At 70.8% G+C, this 15,564-nt stretch carries 13 protein-coding genes; 7 read left to right on the plus strand and 6 right to left on the minus strand.

Annotation, left to right across the window (positions count from 1 at the left end):
* Positions 1-27 precede the first annotated feature (27 nt).
* Positions 28-1,824 (minus strand): M4 family metallopeptidase, encoded by a 1,797-nt coding sequence (locus KYK13_RS06320; RefSeq protein WP_223642745.1) that lies wholly within the window; start codon positions 1,822-1,824, stop codon positions 28-30.
* Positions 1,825-2,189: 365 nt separating this feature from the next.
* On the opposite strand from KYK13_RS06320, the gene KYK13_RS06325 reads away from it, so the two are divergent.
* The gene (locus KYK13_RS06325; RefSeq protein ID WP_223642746.1) at positions 2,190-4,388 is read left to right on the plus strand and encodes an FUSC family protein; all 2,199 of its coding nucleotides are present in this window, start codon (positions 2,190-2,192) and stop codon (positions 4,386-4,388) included.
* Here the strand turns inward: KYK13_RS06325 and KYK13_RS06330 are convergent.
* On the minus strand, positions 4,369-5,964 hold the full coding sequence (locus KYK13_RS06330; RefSeq protein WP_223642747.1) for a HEAT repeat domain-containing protein: 1,596 nt from the start codon (positions 5,962-5,964) through the stop codon (positions 4,369-4,371). The genes KYK13_RS06325 and KYK13_RS06330 overlap by 20 nt on opposite strands.
* Positions 5,965-6,067: 103 nt before the next feature.
* Here KYK13_RS06330 and KYK13_RS06335 point away from each other — a divergent pair, with 103 nt between their 5' ends.
* From KYK13_RS06335 to rsmB, 4 genes are read left to right on the plus strand one after another with little or no spacing between them, the layout of a single operon-like run.
* Positions 6,068-6,658 carry a signal protein gene (locus KYK13_RS06335; protein WP_370645299.1) on the plus strand — a complete coding sequence of 197 codons (591 nt, stop codon included), beginning with the start codon at positions 6,068-6,070 and terminating at the stop codon, positions 6,656-6,658.
* Between the two features lie 34 nt (positions 6,659-6,692).
* On the plus strand, positions 6,693-7,631 hold the full coding sequence (gene fmt / locus KYK13_RS06340; RefSeq protein ID WP_223642751.1) for a methionyl-tRNA formyltransferase: 939 nt from the start codon (positions 6,693-6,695) through the stop codon (positions 7,629-7,631).
* Positions 7,632-7,680: 49 nt separating this feature from the next.
* Positions 7,681-8,643 carry a type II 3-dehydroquinate dehydratase gene (locus tag KYK13_RS06345; RefSeq protein ID WP_223642753.1) on the plus strand — a complete coding sequence of 321 codons (963 nt, stop codon included), beginning with the start codon at positions 7,681-7,683 and terminating at the stop codon, positions 8,641-8,643.
* Entirely contained in the window at positions 8,640-9,956 is a 1,317-nt protein-coding gene (gene rsmB / locus KYK13_RS06350) for a 16S rRNA (cytosine(967)-C(5))-methyltransferase RsmB (protein WP_223642754.1), read from the plus strand. Before KYK13_RS06345 ends, rsmB begins: the two co-directional genes overlap by 4 nt.
* Before the next feature lie 16 nt (positions 9,957-9,972).
* Here rsmB and KYK13_RS06355 read toward each other — a convergent pair whose 3' ends face one another.
* Positions 9,973-10,872, minus strand: a complete 900-nt coding sequence (locus KYK13_RS06355) for a LysR family transcriptional regulator (RefSeq protein WP_223642756.1) — start codon at positions 10,870-10,872, stop codon at positions 9,973-9,975.
* Between the two features lie 129 nt (positions 10,873-11,001).
* A complete protein-coding gene (locus KYK13_RS06360) occupies positions 11,002-11,334 on the minus strand; it encodes a hypothetical protein (protein ID WP_223642758.1) in 333 nt (110 codons plus the stop codon).
* Between the two features lie 73 nt (positions 11,335-11,407).
* On the opposite strand from KYK13_RS06360, the gene KYK13_RS06365 reads away from it, so the two are divergent.
* Positions 11,408-12,517 (plus strand): MJ1255/VC2487 family glycosyltransferase, encoded by a 1,110-nt coding sequence (locus KYK13_RS06365; RefSeq protein ID WP_223642760.1) that lies wholly within the window; start codon positions 11,408-11,410, stop codon positions 12,515-12,517.
* Between the two features lie 31 nt (positions 12,518-12,548).
* Here the strand turns inward: KYK13_RS06365 and KYK13_RS06370 are convergent, their stop codons facing one another.
* Both KYK13_RS06370 and KYK13_RS06375 read right to left on the minus strand, forming a co-directional pair.
* Positions 12,549-13,589 carry an SDR family oxidoreductase gene (locus tag KYK13_RS06370; protein ID WP_223642761.1) on the minus strand — a complete coding sequence of 347 codons (1,041 nt, stop codon included), beginning with the start codon at positions 13,587-13,589 and terminating at the stop codon, positions 12,549-12,551.
* A 42-nt stretch (positions 13,590-13,631) separates the two neighbouring features.
* Positions 13,632-14,141, minus strand: a complete 510-nt coding sequence (locus KYK13_RS06375; RefSeq protein ID WP_223642762.1) for a TlpA disulfide reductase family protein — start codon at positions 14,139-14,141, stop codon at positions 13,632-13,634.
* Positions 14,142-14,304: 163 nt separating this feature from the next.
* Here KYK13_RS06375 and KYK13_RS06380 point away from each other — a divergent pair, with 163 nt between their 5' ends.
* Positions 14,305-15,438, plus strand: coding sequence for an aminotransferase class I/II-fold pyridoxal phosphate-dependent enzyme (locus tag KYK13_RS06380; RefSeq protein WP_223642763.1), 1,134 nt, complete (start codon positions 14,305-14,307; stop codon positions 15,436-15,438).
* Positions 15,439-15,564: the final 126 nt, after the last annotated feature.

Genomic DNA, 15,564 nt, shown 5'->3' on the forward strand with positions numbered 1-15,564 from the left:
CCCTCCGGGCCTGGAACTTCCGCGGGATTACTTGGTCACGCCGACGGCGGTCCAGGCCTCGGCGACCTTCTTCGCCTCGGTGGAGTCCTTGCCGTACAGGTCCGTGGCCGCCTTGATGGTGGCGGCGCGGGCCTGGGAGAAGTTCGTCTGCGGCGTCATGTACGTGGTCAGCGCGCGGCCGAAGATCTTCAGGCTCTTCTCCATGCCGATGCCGCCCTTCACCTCGATGCCGGAGGTGCGGTTCTTGCCGCCCTCGGTGAGCAGGTAGAAGGCGTTGTTCGCGATGCCGCTGGAGCCGTGGACCTCCGTCATCTTCGGGAAGTCCTTGTAGTTGTCGATGGAGTAGCCGTCCGACTTCGGGTCGTTCATGTAGCGGAGGGCGTCCGTGTTGTCGCCGTTCTTCGGCGTCCACGCGTCCTCGCCCACGGACCAGTCGAACTTCACGGCGCTGTTCTTCTGGCTGGCGTACCACTCCACGCCGGTGCCCATGATGTCGCTGAAGGACTCGTTGAGGCCGCCGGACTCGCCCTCGTACTCCAGGCCCGCGGTGCGCTCCGTGAGGCCGTGGGTGATTTCGTGGCCCGCGATGTCCAGCGTGGTGAGCGGGCCGGACTCCTTCCCGTCGCCGTCGCCGTACTGCATCTTCTCGCCGTCCCAGAACGCGTTCACCAGGTTCACGTCGGTGTGCACGTAGGAGACGAGCTTCTCACCCTTGCCGTCGATGGAGTCGCGGCCGAGGATGTCCTTGTAGAAGTCGTAGGTCATCTCCGCGCCGTAGTGCGCGTCCACCGCGGCGGCGGCGCGCGACGGGTCGGTCTTCTCACCCCAGACGTCGTTCTTGTCCGTGAAGGCCGTGGTGCCGGACGCCTCGGGCTTGTTCTTCGCGTCGTAGGTCACGATGCCCTTGCCGCGCGTCTTGTCCTCCAGCGAGTACGTGCCGTCCTTGTTCTTCGTGGTCTGCAGGTCGACCTTGCCGCTGTACATCGTCTGGTCATCCGCCACGCGGCCCGTGCCCGGCTTGGTGGGCGTCGTCGGCGCCGGCGTGGTGGGCTTCGGCGTGGGCGTGGGCGTGCTGCCGCCGCGCTTGGCGGTGGCCTCGCGGCTCAGGTGGCCCAGGGTGTTGTACTGCTTGACGGACTCGCCGGTGTTCGCGTCGATGAAGTAGTTCATCGAGCGCGGCTCCTTGCCGTTGGACAGCGACGTGTCCGTGAGCGTCACGTGGTAGGCGGCGTGGTACTGGCCGTCCTTGCCCTTCACGATGACCTTCTCGGAGGTGGGGGCCTTGGACGTGTCGCCGTTGAAGTCCTTCTGCGCCACGGCCAGCGCGTCCTTCGCGGTCAGCTTCGTGGGCGCCTTGCCCAGGCCCACCGGGATGTTGGACACGTCGCCCGTCAGGCTGTCGAACTGACCCTTCGCGTCCAGGTGGCCGATGATCTGCTCACCGGCGACCTTCAGGCCCTCGTGCATGCGGTCCATGCGCACGTGCGTCATGCCCAGCTGGTCGCGCTCCACCGAGCGCGGCGAGAACGACGTGCCGCCCGTGATGCCGGTCAGCTGCGGGTTCTTCTGGTTCACGTACGCCACCGTCTGCTGCACGGCCTGCTGCGCCTGGGGGCTGGAGAGGTCCACCGGGCCCGGCGTCAGCTTCTGGCCCACGCCGCTCAGCGCCACCGTGGCCTTCGCCTTGGACGGCGCGCCCGTGCTGAAGCTCGACTGCGAGCTCATGCCCACCGGACCCTGGGGCTTCACGGTGTTCACCGGCTTCGTGTCGGTGCGGTTCTGGGTGGCAACAACGGGCTTCGAAAGGTCGGTGCGCAGGGCCATGGGGGGCTTTCAGGGGAAGGTGAAGCGGACAAATTGATTCTCGTGTCAGCCGTCCCGTTGTTGCGTGTGGGTGCCTGCTTACACGGTCATGAGTGGAGTCAACCTCATGAATTCACAGGTGAAGTCTTCGTCCTACATCCGCCCCGGAAGCACATTCCGACCCGCAGGTTGGCAGGTGCGTGGGGTTGTATTTCCGTTCATTTTCACCCGGGCTGTGCACGGCCGTCCACCCACACCCCGTGTCTGGACGCCCGCCCGGCCGCTGCTGCCCGCCCGCCATGCATGCCGGGGGGCAGGGGCGGAATCCGGCGCTCGCGCACCCCATCTTCATTCTTCAGGGAGGTTCACGGGAGGAAGGAGCGGGGATGCGCGAGGACGGAGGCGACACGGCGGCGGAGGGGTGGGTGGCCCCCCGGGGGCGGGCGGCGCGGGGACACCTGCCCCGCCATGTCGCGGGCCTCTTCCGCTTCCAGCCAGGCCGGCCCGCGGTCGCCGCGGGACTCCGCACGGCGCTGGCGCTGGGTGTGCCGTTGATGGTCTCCGCGCTGCTGGGCAACCCGGCGGCGTCGTGGGCGGGCATGGCGGGCCTCTTCGTCGCGCTGGTGGACAAGGGCGGGCCGTACCGCACGCGTGCGCGCTCCATGGGGACCATGACGGTGCTGGGCGCGGGGGTGGGGCTGCTCATCGTGCTGCCCAGTCCCTTCTGGGTGGACGTGGCGCTGACGCTCTTCTGGGTGACGGCGTGCGGTTTCGCGCGCAGCTTCGGAGACACGCCGGGCATCGTCGGCATGCTGCTGGCCAACCTGTTCGTGGTGTCGCTGGCCCTGCCGCAGCGTGGACCGGCGGCGGCGCTGGTGCAGGCGGCCTGGTTCGTGGCGGGCGGCCTGTGGTCCATGTTCCTGGCGCTGGTGTTGTGGCCGCTGCGGCCGTACCGCCCGGCGCGGCTCGCCATCTCGGCCTGCTACGACGAGCTGGCGGACCTGGCGGACGCCGTGGCGGGCTGGCCCATGGAGGGGCCCTCGCGGGTGGGCACGTGGGAGTCGGTGCAGCGGGCCGCGCGCATGCGGCAGTCGCTGGAGGCGGCGCGCGCGATGCTGGGGGCCACGCGCCAGGGGCGGCAGGAGGAGAGCGGCCGGGGCGAGCACCTGCTGGTGCTGCTGGAGGACGCGGACGCGCTGTCGCTCCTGCTCACGGCGATGTCGGAGGCGCTGGACGAGGCGCCGCGACAGGGCGCGTGCCGCGCGGCGCGCATCGAGGCGCAGCATGCATTGGGCGCGCTGGCGGTGGAGCTGCGGGGCGTGGTGGGCGCGCTGGCGCGGGGCTCGGTGCCGGCGCCGACGTCGTGGGACGCGGAGCGGGTGACGCGCGTGCTCCAGGTGGACGGCGGCCTGCCGGAGCCGGCGCGCTCGCAGTATTCGCACGTGGCGGGGCTGCTCGGGCGGCTGCGGGAGTACAGCGCGGTGGCGCTGGACGTGGCGGCGCGGCTGGAGAGCGGCAAGCCGCTGCCGGAGCGCGACCTGGAGGTGCTGGGGCAGGGGGCTCGCCGCAAGCGCTCGGCATGGGCGGTGCTGCGCGACCACCTGACGCCGGAGTCGGTGGTCTTCCGGCACGCGCTGCGGCTGGGAATCACCGCGTCGGTGGCGACGGCGCTGGCGGAGGGGCTGGGGCTCAACCACTGGTACTGGGTGACCATCTCGGTGATTGTCGTGTTGCAGCCGTACGCGGGGCTCACGACGGAGAAGGGGCTTCAGCGCGTGGCGGGGACGTTCCTGGGCAGCGTGATGGCCATGGGGCTGGCGCACGTGCTGCCCGAGCGGTGGATGATGTTCGCGGCCATCGTGTTGCTGGTCTGCGTGTCGGTGAGCGTGCGGCCCCTGAACTTCACGGTGTACCAGGTGCTGCTGGCACCGGCGCTGGTGCTGCTCGCGGAGATTCAAACAGGGGACTGGCGGCTCGCGGGCGTGCGCATCCTCAACACGCTGTTGGGCGGGGGGCTGGCGCTGCTGGGCATCCGGCTGCTCTGGCCCAGCCCCGAGCACGCGCGCTTCGGCGAGGAGGTGGCGTGCGTGCTGAAGGCGGACCAGGCCTACCTGCGCGACGTGGCGCGGACGCCGGTGTCCTCGGAGGTGGCGCTGCGCGAGGCCCGGCGCAAGGTGGGCGTGGCGCTGCTGTCCGCGGAGGCGTCGTTCCAGCGGCTGCTCAGCGAATGGAAGGGACCGGCGAAGGAGCTGGAGCCGGGGATGGCGTTGATCACCTACGCCCGGCGCTTCTCGGCGGCGGTGACGGCGCTGGCGGCGAGCCGAGCCTGGCATCCGGGGGCGGACCTGGGCCCGGTGGTGCGCTACGTGTCGGACGCGCTGGAGGAGCTGTCCGCGGCGCTGGTATCGCGCCGCGTGCCGTCCGCGCTCAAGCGCGAGGCGCCTGACTTCGGGGACGCCGATGCGCTGGCGCGCACGCAGGTGGAGCGGCTGGTGCGCCAGCTGCGTGTGCTCCACCACGCGGTGGAGCGCATGCCACCCGCGCTGCGCTCTTCGGAGGACGGCGCTATGCCCGCTCCAGCTTGACCATCAGCCGGCGCAGGTCCTCGTTCACGCGCACGAAGTTGGAGTTGCCCCGCTCGTCCTCCAGCTGCTTCTTCAGCGCGGGCAGGGACGCCTCGCGCAGCTTCTTCGCCGCGCCGGGGGCGTCCGCCAGCCAGTCCACCGCCTGGATGACCGCGGCGCGCGCCTCGGTGTCGCGCTCGCTGAGCCGGGTCGCCAGCGCCGGGCCGTGGTCCACCGCGCCGGAGCGCCCCAGCTCCAGCGCCGCGCGCTGCAGCAGCGCCGCGCTCGCCTTGGACAGCCGCTGCGACCAGCAGCCCGCATCCCCGCTGCACGCCTGCGCCGCCTCCAGCACCGCGCCGTACCCCTGAACCTGGTCCGCGCGCTTCCTGCCCAGCGCCGCCGCGTCCTCGCAGCCCTCCTCGCCCGTCTCCTTGCAGTCCGCCGCCGTGCGCGCCGGCTCCGCCGCGGCCAGCTTCGCGAGCAGCGGCTGCTCCCGCGCATCCCCCAGCAGCGCGATGCCCTTCACCGCGATTTCGCGCGCGTACCAGTCCCCGGTGCCCGCCGCCTTCTCCAGCGCGGGAATCGCATCGCGGCTGCCCAGCAGCGACAGCGCCCGCACGTACGCGTCCCGCACCGTCGGATCCGGCTCACCCACGAGCCCCGCCAGCGGCTTCACCGCCTCCGGCGCGCGCATCCTCCCGAGCGCATCCGCCGCCTGCATCCGCACCAGCGCTTGAATCTGCGGATCCGAGTGCGTGAACGACAGCTGCTTCAACAGCGACGGCACCGCGCGCTTCTCCCGCAGGTCGCCCAGCACCTGCGCGGCCTTCATCGGATAGCTGGCCGGGTTCACCCCCTGCGCCTTCGCCCACGTGAGCAGCTCCGCGTCCTTGCCCTCCAGCACCGGCAGGAGCGCGTCCGCCGCGGGCGCGCCCAGCTGGAACAGCGCGAAGCTGCTCTCCACGTAGAAGGACACGCCCCGGCGCTCCTTCGTCAGCGTGCGCATCAGCGCCGGCACCGCGCGTGGATCTCCAATCTGCCCCAGCGCCTCGATGGCCTTCTTGTTGAGGAACGGCTCCGCGGCCTCGTCCGTGGCCAGCTGGATGAGCGGCTCCACCGCCGGCTTCGCCCTCAGCGCGCCCAGCACCTGGATGGCCTCGATGCGCGTGTAGTTGTCCTTGCTGCGCAAGAGCGGCACCAGCGACGGCACCGCGCGCTCATCTCCAATGCGCCCCAGCGCCCCCACCACCGCCTTGTTCACCTGCTGCGCGGGCACGTCCGACGCCCCGGGGTCCAGCGCCGCCGTCAGCGGCTCCAGCGAGGAGGGGTGGTGCAGGTCTCCCAGCGTCCGGGCCACCGCCGCCTTCACCTCCGGCCTGCGCTCCGAGGACAGCCGCGCGTGCAGGAAGGGGAGGAACTGTTCATTGACATTGCCCGACGTGCGCAGGGACTCAATCACACGCACCTTGTCGTCGGGCCGTTTCGCCCCCTCCAGACTGGACTGCCAGTACTCCGGTGTCTTGGGGTCCTCCTTCTTGCAGCCCCCCAGGGCAAGGCAGGACACGGCCAGTGAGAGGGCGACGAATGAGCGGGACATGGGGCTCCTTTGCGTCCGAACGTCTGGGCTTTCGTCGGGTGTAGACCTCTCCTGACGAAGGACGCAAACCTCCCCCACCTCCTGGGGTACGCTGGTCAACGACATGGCCCCTGCCGAAGACAGTCGTAACGCGTCGCGTCCGACCATCATGCGCCGCACGTACCTGCTCGACCGAGAATTCCAGCTCAAATACATCCTGCTGCTCACCGGCATGGGCGCGGGGAGCATGTTGCTGTTCGGCGTGCTCGCCCAGCAGGTGCACCGGATGGCCGCCGAAGGGGGCCTGTCCGGCGAGGAGACGCTCTGGTGGCTCACCGGCGTCGCCACGGTGGGCCTGGGCATCGCGCTCGGGTTGTTCGGGCTGCTCTTCACGCACCGTGTGGCGGGCCCGGTGCATGTCATGAGCCTCTACGTCGCGGCGCTCGCGGCGGGCCGTTATCCGCGCCTGCGCCCCTTGCGGCGCAAGGACGAGCTGCGCGCCTTCTTCGCGCGCTTCAGCGAAGCGGTGGACCGCATCCGCCAGCGCGAGGCGGACGAGGCGTTGGCGCTGGAGAAGGCGCTGCACGCGCTCAAGGACCTGGCCACCACCCCCGAAGCGCGCGAGGCCCTGTCCACGCTGGAGGCGCTGCGTGCGCGCAAGCGCCAGGCGGTGGACACGGCCGCGCAACCCGCCACCTTCAAGTCCGTGGCCTGACCCCACCCCTCTTCACCCACGAGATTTCCCTCGCATGAGCAGCCGACCCCGCATCGTCTTCATGGGCACGCCCGAGTTCGCCGTGGCCTCGCTGGAGGCCTGCTTCGACGTGGGCGACGTCGTGGCCGTCGTCACCCAGCCGGACAAGCCCAAGGGCCGGGGCAACGCCGTCACCGCGCCGCCCGTGAAGGAGCGCGCGCTGGAGAAGGGCATCCCCGTGCTCCAGCCGCAGAAGCTGCGCACGCCCCCTTTCTCGGAGGAGCTGCGCCCGTACGCCCCCGACGTCTGCGTGGTGACGGCGTACGGAAAGATCCTCCCCAAGGACCTGCTGTCCCTGCCCGCGAAGGGCTGCGTGAACGTGCACGCGTCGCTCTTGCCGCGCTTCCGGGGGGCCGCGCCCATCCAGTGGGCCATCGCGCACGGGGACCGCGAGACGGGCGTGTCGCTGATGGTGATGGACGAGGGCCTGGACACCGGCCCCGTGCTGGCGATGAAGCGGCTGCCCATCGTCCCGGACGAGACGAGCGCCACGCTGCACGCGAAGCTGTCCGCGCTGGGCGGCGACATCCTGCGCGAGTCCCTGCCGCGCTACCTCCGCGGCGAGCTGACGCCCCAACCCCAGCCGTCCGAGGGCATGGTGCTGGCGCCCATCATCGACAAGGAGGACGGCAAGCTGGACTTCACGAAGCCCGCGGTGGAGTTGGATCGCCGCCTGCGCGCCTTCACGCCGTGGCCCGGCGCGTACACGCTGCTGGGCGGCAAGGTCTTCAAGGTGCACCGGATGCGCGCGGCGGAAGGCAAGGGCGCGCCCGGCACGGTGCTGTCCGCGGGGACGGAGGGCATCGAGGTCGCTTGCGGCGAGGGCTCGGTCGTCCTCCTGGAGGTCCAGCCGGAGGGCAAGCGGGTGATGCGCGCGGCGGACTTCCTCTCCGGAAACAGATTGCAGCCGGGCAGTCAGCCGTTCACGTCGTGAGCGCGCCCGCGAGCGCCATGTGGAATCCTTGCGCGATGGAGTCTCACGGATGGGCATGAAGCTGCTGGTGTTGCACGGGCCGAACCTCAACCTCCTGGGCGAGCGCGAGGACGTCGCGGGGGGCCGCCTGACGGACCTGGACGCGGCCCTGCGCGCGAAGGCGAAGGAGCTGGGGCTGGAGCTGACCATCGTCCAGTCCAACCACGAGGGCGTCCTCATCGACACGATCCACGCCGAGCGGCAGCGTGTGGAGGGCATCCTCATCAACCCCGCGGGCTACTTCACGTCCTACGCGCTGAAGGAGGCGCTGGAGGCGGTGGGGCTGCCCGCAATCGAGGTGATGCTCAAGCCGCCCGCCCGCGAGTCCGTGGTGGCGGAGGCGTGCGCCATGCAGGTGCTGGGGCTGCACGGCTTCGACCCGTACATCCAGGCCCTGGAGACCTTCGCGAGCGGCATCTTCCACCCCGCCATCCCCGGGCCGGTGAAGTCGCTGGGCCGCCGCAAGAAGGGCGCCGCGGCGGACGAGGAGGAGGACTCGCGTCCGAAGCCCAAGCTCGTGGGCCGCGTGCACCCGCTCAAGAAGGTCGACACGCCGGCGCCCACGCCGCTGCCCACGCCCGCGCGCTCGCTCCGGCGCACGGCGGAGGCCGGGGGCCCGCTGAAGACGCTGGGCCGCAAGTCCACGCCCACCGTGGTGAAGGTGGAGGGCAGGCCAGGCAAGACGCTGGGCCGCGCGGCGAAGGGCGGGGCCACGCCCGCGTCGGACCTGCTCACGCGGGCGCTCGTGCGCCAGAAGATCGCGGACCGGCTGGCCGGGCGGCTCAGTGAAGCGGAGCTGGCCAGCTGGGCCCGCGCGAAGTATCAGCAGGTCCAGCGTGGTGAACCGGCGGAGAGCGGCCACCGCGAGCTGCTGGAGGACAGCCTCCAGAGCCTCACCCTGTCCCATCTGCCCGCGACGCGGATGACGGACGAGCAACTGGTGGACCTGATGACCCGGCTGGAAGAAGGATGAACGCCCGTATCCTCGCCATCAACATCCTCGCGCGCGTGCGCGCCACGGATGCCTACCTCAACGTGGTGCTGGACACGGTCCTGTCGGAGACGCCGCCGAAGGACCCTCGCGACGCGGGGCTCGTCACCGAGCTGACCTACGGCGCCACCCGCCGGCAGCTCGCGCTGGACTACGCCATCACCCGCTTCGCGGACCGCAAGCTGGACGCGCTGGAGGACAAGGTGCTGGCGGCCCTGCGCATCGGCGCCTACCAGCTCTTCCACACCCGCGTGCCCGCGCGCGCCGCCGTGGCGGAGACGGTGCAGGCGCTCAAGGACGTGGGCCTCGCGCGCGCGGCGGGCTTCGTCAACGCCATCCTGCGCAAGCTGTCCGAGCTGCCCTCGCCGCCGCTGCCCTCGCCGGCGAACCGGGTGGAGTACCTGTCCGTGCGCGAGAGCCACCCGCGCTGGCTGGTGGAGCGGTGGATCCGCCAGTTCGGCCCCGAGCGCGCGGAGGCGATGCTCGTGGCCAACAACCAGCCGCCCCCCGTCGTCATCCGCGCCAACACCTCCCGGGTGACGCGCGACGCGCTGCTCGCGCAGCTGAAGGACGTGGGCGTGGAGGCGCGCGCCACGGAGTCCTCGCCCGTGGGCATCGTGCTGCCGTCCGTGGGCCGCGTGGAGGACGTGTACGGCTACGCCGAGGGGCTGTGGCAGGTGCAGGACGAGGCCGCGCAGCTCGTCGGCGTCTACGGCGCCATCCCGGAGTCCGCGCGCGTGCTGGACGCGTGCGCGGCGCCGGGCGGCAAGGCCTGCCACCAGGCGGAAGGCCACGAAGTCGTGGCGGTGGACCTGCACGCCAACAAGCTGCGGAAGATTGAAGCGGAGGCCCAGCGGCTGGGGCTGTCCGGCCGCCTGAAGGCGTTCGCGCACGACGCGTCCGAGCCGTTCCCCGAAAGCTGGGGCGAGTTCCACGCCGTCGTGGTGGACGCGCCGTGCTCCGGCCTGGGCACGCTGCGCAGGCACCCGGAGCTGAGATACCGCCGCAAGGAGGAGGACGTGGGCCGGCTGGCCGCGCTCCAGCGGCGCATCCTGGAGAACTGCCAGGAGGCGGTGCCGCCGGGAGGGCTGCTCGTGTACGCGGTGTGCACGCCGGAGCCGCAGGAGGGGCAGGACCAGGTGGACATGTTCCTGCGCAGCCACCCGGAGTGGACGGCCGAGCCGCCCGTGCTGCCCGGCCTCAAGCTGCCGCTCGCGCAGGCCTGGCTGCGCACGCTGCCCGGGCCGGAGGGCTTCGACGGCTTCTTCGCGGCCCGGCTGCGCAAGCTCTACTGAAGCGCCTCCGGGGGCTTCAGTCCTCCTGCGGAATCTGGGAGGCCTGCTTGAAGGCCTCCAGCACCGCGGCGGACGCGCGGTCCAGGTACTTGCCCTTGCGGATGAGCAGGCCGATGGGGCGCGACACGGGCCCCTCCGCGAAGGGCTTGGACACCAGCGAGCCGCCCTTGATCTCCGCGTGGGCCGTGGCGACCGGGAGGATGGCCACGCCCAGGCCCATCTCCACCGCGCGCTTGATGGTCTCCACGTTGTCCATCTCCATCACCGGCGTGATGTCGATGTTCTTCTCCCGGAACAGGCGGTCCAGCGCCTTGCGCGTGGGGGCCTCCCGGTCGAAGGCGATGAAGGGCACGCCCGACAGCGCGGTGAGGCTCACCTTCGCCTTGCTGGCGAACGCGTGCTGGGGCGAGCAGACCACCGCCAGCCGGTCGTCGCGGAAGGGCAGGATGTCCACGCCCGCGCGCGGCTGCGGGTAGGCCACGATGCCAATCTCCGCCGCGCCCAGGATGACGTCGTCGTAGACCTGATCATTGCGCCGGTAGTTCAGGCGCATGTTGACCTTGGGGTGCGTCTTCAGCAGCTGCTTCTGCACCACGTTCAGCTCGTGCAGGCCCACCGAGTAGATGGTGGACACGGTGGTCGCGCCCTGGACCTCCGTGGCCTGCTCGCGGATCTCCTGCTCCACCTCCGCGAAGCGCGCGAGGATCTCCTTGCAGCCCCGGAAGAGGCGCTCGCCCGCCGGCGTCGGCGTCACCTGCCGCGCGCTGCGCGAGAGCAGCTTCTGCTCGTAGCGGTTCTCCAGCGCGCGAATCTGCTGGCTCACCGCGGACTGGGTCACGTGATTGAGCTGCGCCGCGCGAGAGAACGAGCCCGTCTCGACCACGTCACAGAACATCTTCAACGATTCGAGCTGCATGGGCCGTCTCCTACCCTCAAACCTAATGGCCGGGCCAGTAGTAATTAGTAGACCTACCCCGCGCGCGAAAATGACCTACAGGGAAGGCGCCCTGGCTGCTTGCGCGGCGCGGCGGAAATCCTTGGGCTCTCAAACGGTGGAGTCATGGGCGTCACCGTGGGGGTCGTCCGGGGAGCTGGGAGGCGTGTCACCGGGCGGGCGCGGGCGGGTGAGGGCGAAGAGGGCGGCGCCCAGGGCGACGAGCGCGCCGCCACAGAGCGTCTGCACGCGGCCCAGGTCGCGCTCCGCCTCGCGGATGAGCTGGCACTCCTGGCCGGACAGGCCGGTGCAGTCCGCGGGGGCGAAGAGCGGCTTCACGCCCAGGCCGAGCAGCGCCAGGCCCCCCAGGAGCAGGCCGGCCATCAGCCCGAGCGCCGCGGCGCGCAGGATGGAGGCACCCCGGTTCGAGGGCTGGGAGGTCATGGACCGGGAGGCGTAGCACCGTCCCGGGCGGGAAGGGACAGGGGAGGGGGACCCGGGCGTATGCTTCCGGACCATGCGAATCCTGTATGGGGTCGTCGGCGAAGGGATGGGCCACGCCACGCGCTCGCGCGTGTTGCTGGAGGCGCTGACGAAGGAACACGAGGTCCACATCGTGGTGTCCGGGCGGGCGCAGCACTACCTGGCCCAGCGCTTCCAGAACGTGCACGGCATCTGGGGGCTGACCATCGCCTACGAAGGCAACTCGGTGAAGAAGTGGCAGACGGTGCTGCAGAACCTGCAGGGGGCCGTGAAGGGCTGGCCGCAGAACGTGCGCCAGTACTTCGACCTGGTGGAGGGCTTCCAGCCGGACGTGGTGGTGAGCGACTTCGAGACGTTCAGCTACCTGTTCGCGAAGAACCACCGGTTGCCCGTCATCAGCGTGGACAACATGCAGGTCATCAACCGCTGCACGCACGACCCGGCGCTGCTCGCGGGCCATGAGGAGAGCTTCGAGGCCACGCGCGCCATCGTGAAGGCGAAGCTGCCCGGGGCCTTCCACTACCTCGTCACGTCGTTCTTCTATCCGCCCGTGCGCAAGCGCCGCACCACGCTGGCGCCGTCCATCCTCCGGCCGGAAATCCTGGAGGCGAGGCCGGAGGCCGGAGAGCACCTGCTCGTGTACCAGACGGCGACGACGAACACGCACCTGCCGGAAATCCTCAAGCAGTCCGGCGTGCCGTGCCGCGTGTATGGGCTGCGCCGCGACCTCAAGGAGGACGTGGTGGAGGGCAACCTCACCTACCGGCCCTTCAGCGAAGCGGGCTTCATCAACGACCTGCGCACCGCGCGCGCGGTGGTGGCGGGCGGCGGGTACACGCTGATGAGCGAGGCCGTGTACCTGCACAAGCCGGTGCTCAGCATCCCCGTGGGCGGCCAGTTCGAACAGGTGCTCAATGCCCTGTACCTGGAGAAGCTGGGGTACGGGATGTATGTGAAGGAGTTGAGCCTGGACGCGCTGAAGACGTTCCTGTCCCGCGTGCCCGCCTGCGCGGAGGCCCTCGAGGGCTACTCGCAGGACGGGAACAAGGCGATGCTCGCCGCGCTGAATGAACAGCTGGCGCAGGCCTACGAGCACCGCGGCCACTGGCGCATGGAGATGGCGGAGATGGACGGCAAGGCCTGAGAGGCCGCCCTCCCCCGGGGTGTCCCGGGCGTCAGTGCAGGGACACCCCGTTCTCGTTGTTGCGCTCCGCCGCGCGGCGGCTCAGCTCCGTGAGCCACGAGCGGGTGATGGGCGTCTCGCTCTCGCGGCCCTGGTGACGCTCCGGGGTGCTGTCCTGGGGCAGCAGCCGGTTGGCGAGGTCCAGCACGCGCGCGGTGAGGTTGGGCGCCAGCGCGCGGCCCACCGCCCCCAGCTTCGCGGGCATGCCCACCAGCGCCTCCGCGTCACCCCTGCGGCACGCCTCGATGATCTTGCGCGCCACGCGCTCGGCGCTCATGGACAGGCCCATCATCGAGTTGCCCACGTGGAACCACGCGTACTCCTTCTCGTTGTCGCCCTTGAAGGTCGCGTTGCGCGGGCTGCCGGTGCGGATGAGGGACGGGCACGCCGTCGTCACGCGGATGCCGTCCTGGGCCAGCTCCGTGCGCAGCCCGTCCGACAGGCCCACCAGCGCGAACTTGCTCGCGGAGTAGGGCACCAGGTGCGGGATGCTCAGCTTGCCGCCCATGGAGGACACGTTGACGATGCGGCCCTCGCCTTTCGCCTTCATGTCCGGCGCCACCGCGAGCGTCGTGTACAGCGGCCCCCACAGGTGCGTGTCCACCGCCTGCTCGAAGTCCTCCAGCGTCATGGACTCCAGCGGGCCCACCATGATGACGCCCGCGTTGTTGATCAGCACGTCCACCGCCCCCCACTGCTCGTGGACGGCGCCCACCATCGCGTCCACCTGCACCTGGTCGCGCACGTCGCATCTCAGCGTCAGCACCTCGCCGCCCAGCCGCTCCAGGTCCGCGTGGGCGCGCCGGAGCGAATCCACGTCGCGTCCGCAGATGGCCACGCGCGCGCCCTCCTTCAGGAACATGCGCGCCATCACCAGCCCCAGCCCCCGGGAGCCGCCGGTGATGAGCACCGTCTTGCCCTTGAAGCTGTAGCGCGAACTCAGGACGCGCTTCAGGCCCACCACGGTCCCCACCCCGGCGGCAATCGCGCCCAGGGAGAGGCCCTTTCGCTTGGTGTGTCGTCGGTCAGCCATGGTGCGACCCTCCAGGGGAGGCAAGGGGGGGGGGCGGGACGCTCAAGGATTGGAGGCCGCGGCCTGGTCCTCCTGCTCGCGGGACACCTCGCCGTGGAGCGACGGCGGCTCCTGTCCGGGCAGGTCCTGGAGCAGCTTGCGCATGCGGCGCAGCGCGTCCTTGCCGCCAACGCGGTTCTTCAGCCGCCCATCCGGGCCGAAGAGGAGGAAGGCGGGGTGCTTGACCACGCCGTAGGCGCGCGCCAGCGAGCCGTCATCCATGGCGATGGGATGGCGCAGGCCGTGCTCGCGCGCGAAGCCCTCCACCTTGTTGGTGTCCCGCAGCTCCGGGTCGGAGTGCGTGACGTCCACGCCAATCACCTTCAGGCCCTTGGGCCCGTAGTCCACCACCCACTGGTTGATGGCCTCGAACTGCGCGGCGCAGTCCTCGCAGTCCAGGGTCCAGAAGTGGAGGAGGACAGGCAGTCCATCGAGCTCCGAGACGTGGACGGGGGCGTTCACCCACCCGCCTTCCGGGTCCAGCAGCGTGAGCGGGATTTTCGTCGAGGCCATGCGAGCTCCCTATGGGAAGTGGAAAGCGCTTCAAGGGGACGCGACTCAAGGTATGCATGCGCCACCGGTTGCTCGCGGCGGCGCGCCCGTCCGTTCGCCTGCCCGGCAAGGCGTGGTGGCTCGCTCCGTCCTCCGGTGGGCGGACGGGCGTGGAGGCCGTGAGATGCGCATCCCCGACTTCGACCTGGAGCGGTACTTCGCGCGCTGGGAGTTCGCCGCGCCCTACCTCCTGTGCTCCTCTGACATCGAGGGCTGGCGCATGGCGGACCTGCTGGCGCTCGCGTCGCCGGAGGACCGCGCGCGCTGGGACGGGCTGACGCTCGGCTACACGGAGACGTCCGGCCTGCCCGCGCTGCGCGAGGCCATCGCCGGGATGTATCCGGGCCTGTCCTCCGAAGACATCCTCACCTTCGCGGGCGCGCAGGAGGCCCTGTTCGTCGCGATGAACGTCCAGCTGGGGCCCGGCACGCACGCCGTGGTCACCTGGCCGGGCTACCAGTCGCTGTACGAAGTGGCGCGCTCCGTGGGCGCGGACGTGACGCTGCTGCCGCTGCGCGAGGAGGACGGCTGGGCGCTGGACCTGGACGCGCTCACCGCCGCGCTGCGCCCGGACACGCGCATGGTCGTGGTGAACTTCCCGCACAACCCCACGGGCGCGCTGCCGGACATGGCGACGTTCCAGAAGCTGTGCGCGCTGTGCGAGGCGCGCGGCATCCACCTCTTCTCCGACGAGGTGTATCGCCTGCTGGAGTACGACCCGAACGACACGCTGCCGCCCGCCGCGTCGTGCCTGCCGAAGGGCGTGAGCCTGGGCGTGATGTCCAAGGCGTTCGGGCTCGCGGGCCTGCGCGTGGGCTGGCTCGCCACCCGGGACACGGAGCTGCTCGCGCGCTGCCGCGCCTTCAAGGACTACACGTCGCTCTGCAACAGCGCCCCCAGCGAGCAGTTGTCCCTCATCGCGCTGCGCGCCCGCGAGCACGTGCTGGAGCGCAGCCGCGGGCTGCTCACCGCGAACCTCGCGCGGCTGGATGACTTCTTCGCCCGCCACGCGGACACCTTCCACTGGGTGCGCCCGCGCGCCGGCAGCGTGGCCTTCCCCCGTCTGCTACGAAACATCCCGGTGGCTCGTTTCACCGAGTCACTGATTACCCGCGAGGGCGTGTTGCTGTTGCCGGGCAACGTGTATGGCTTTCCGGGCAATCACTTCCGGTTGGGGTTGGGTCGCGCCAACCTGCTGGAAGCACTGGAGCGGCTGGAACGCTTCGTGCGGGACGGCGGCCTGGACACGCGGGGGTGACGGCGCGAGTCGGCGCGGCGCGTCAGGGTTTTCACTGACGGCGGGACTTTCAGCTTATCGCATTCGGGTGAAACAACCCCTAGAGTGGTCGTCCCCTCGCCCGGCCTGGGGCCGTGCGGAAGCCCT

It is taken from the genome of Corallococcus sp. EGB (genome assembly GCF_019968905.1).
Classification (GTDB): Bacteria; Myxococcota; Myxococcia; order Myxococcales; family Myxococcaceae; genus Corallococcus.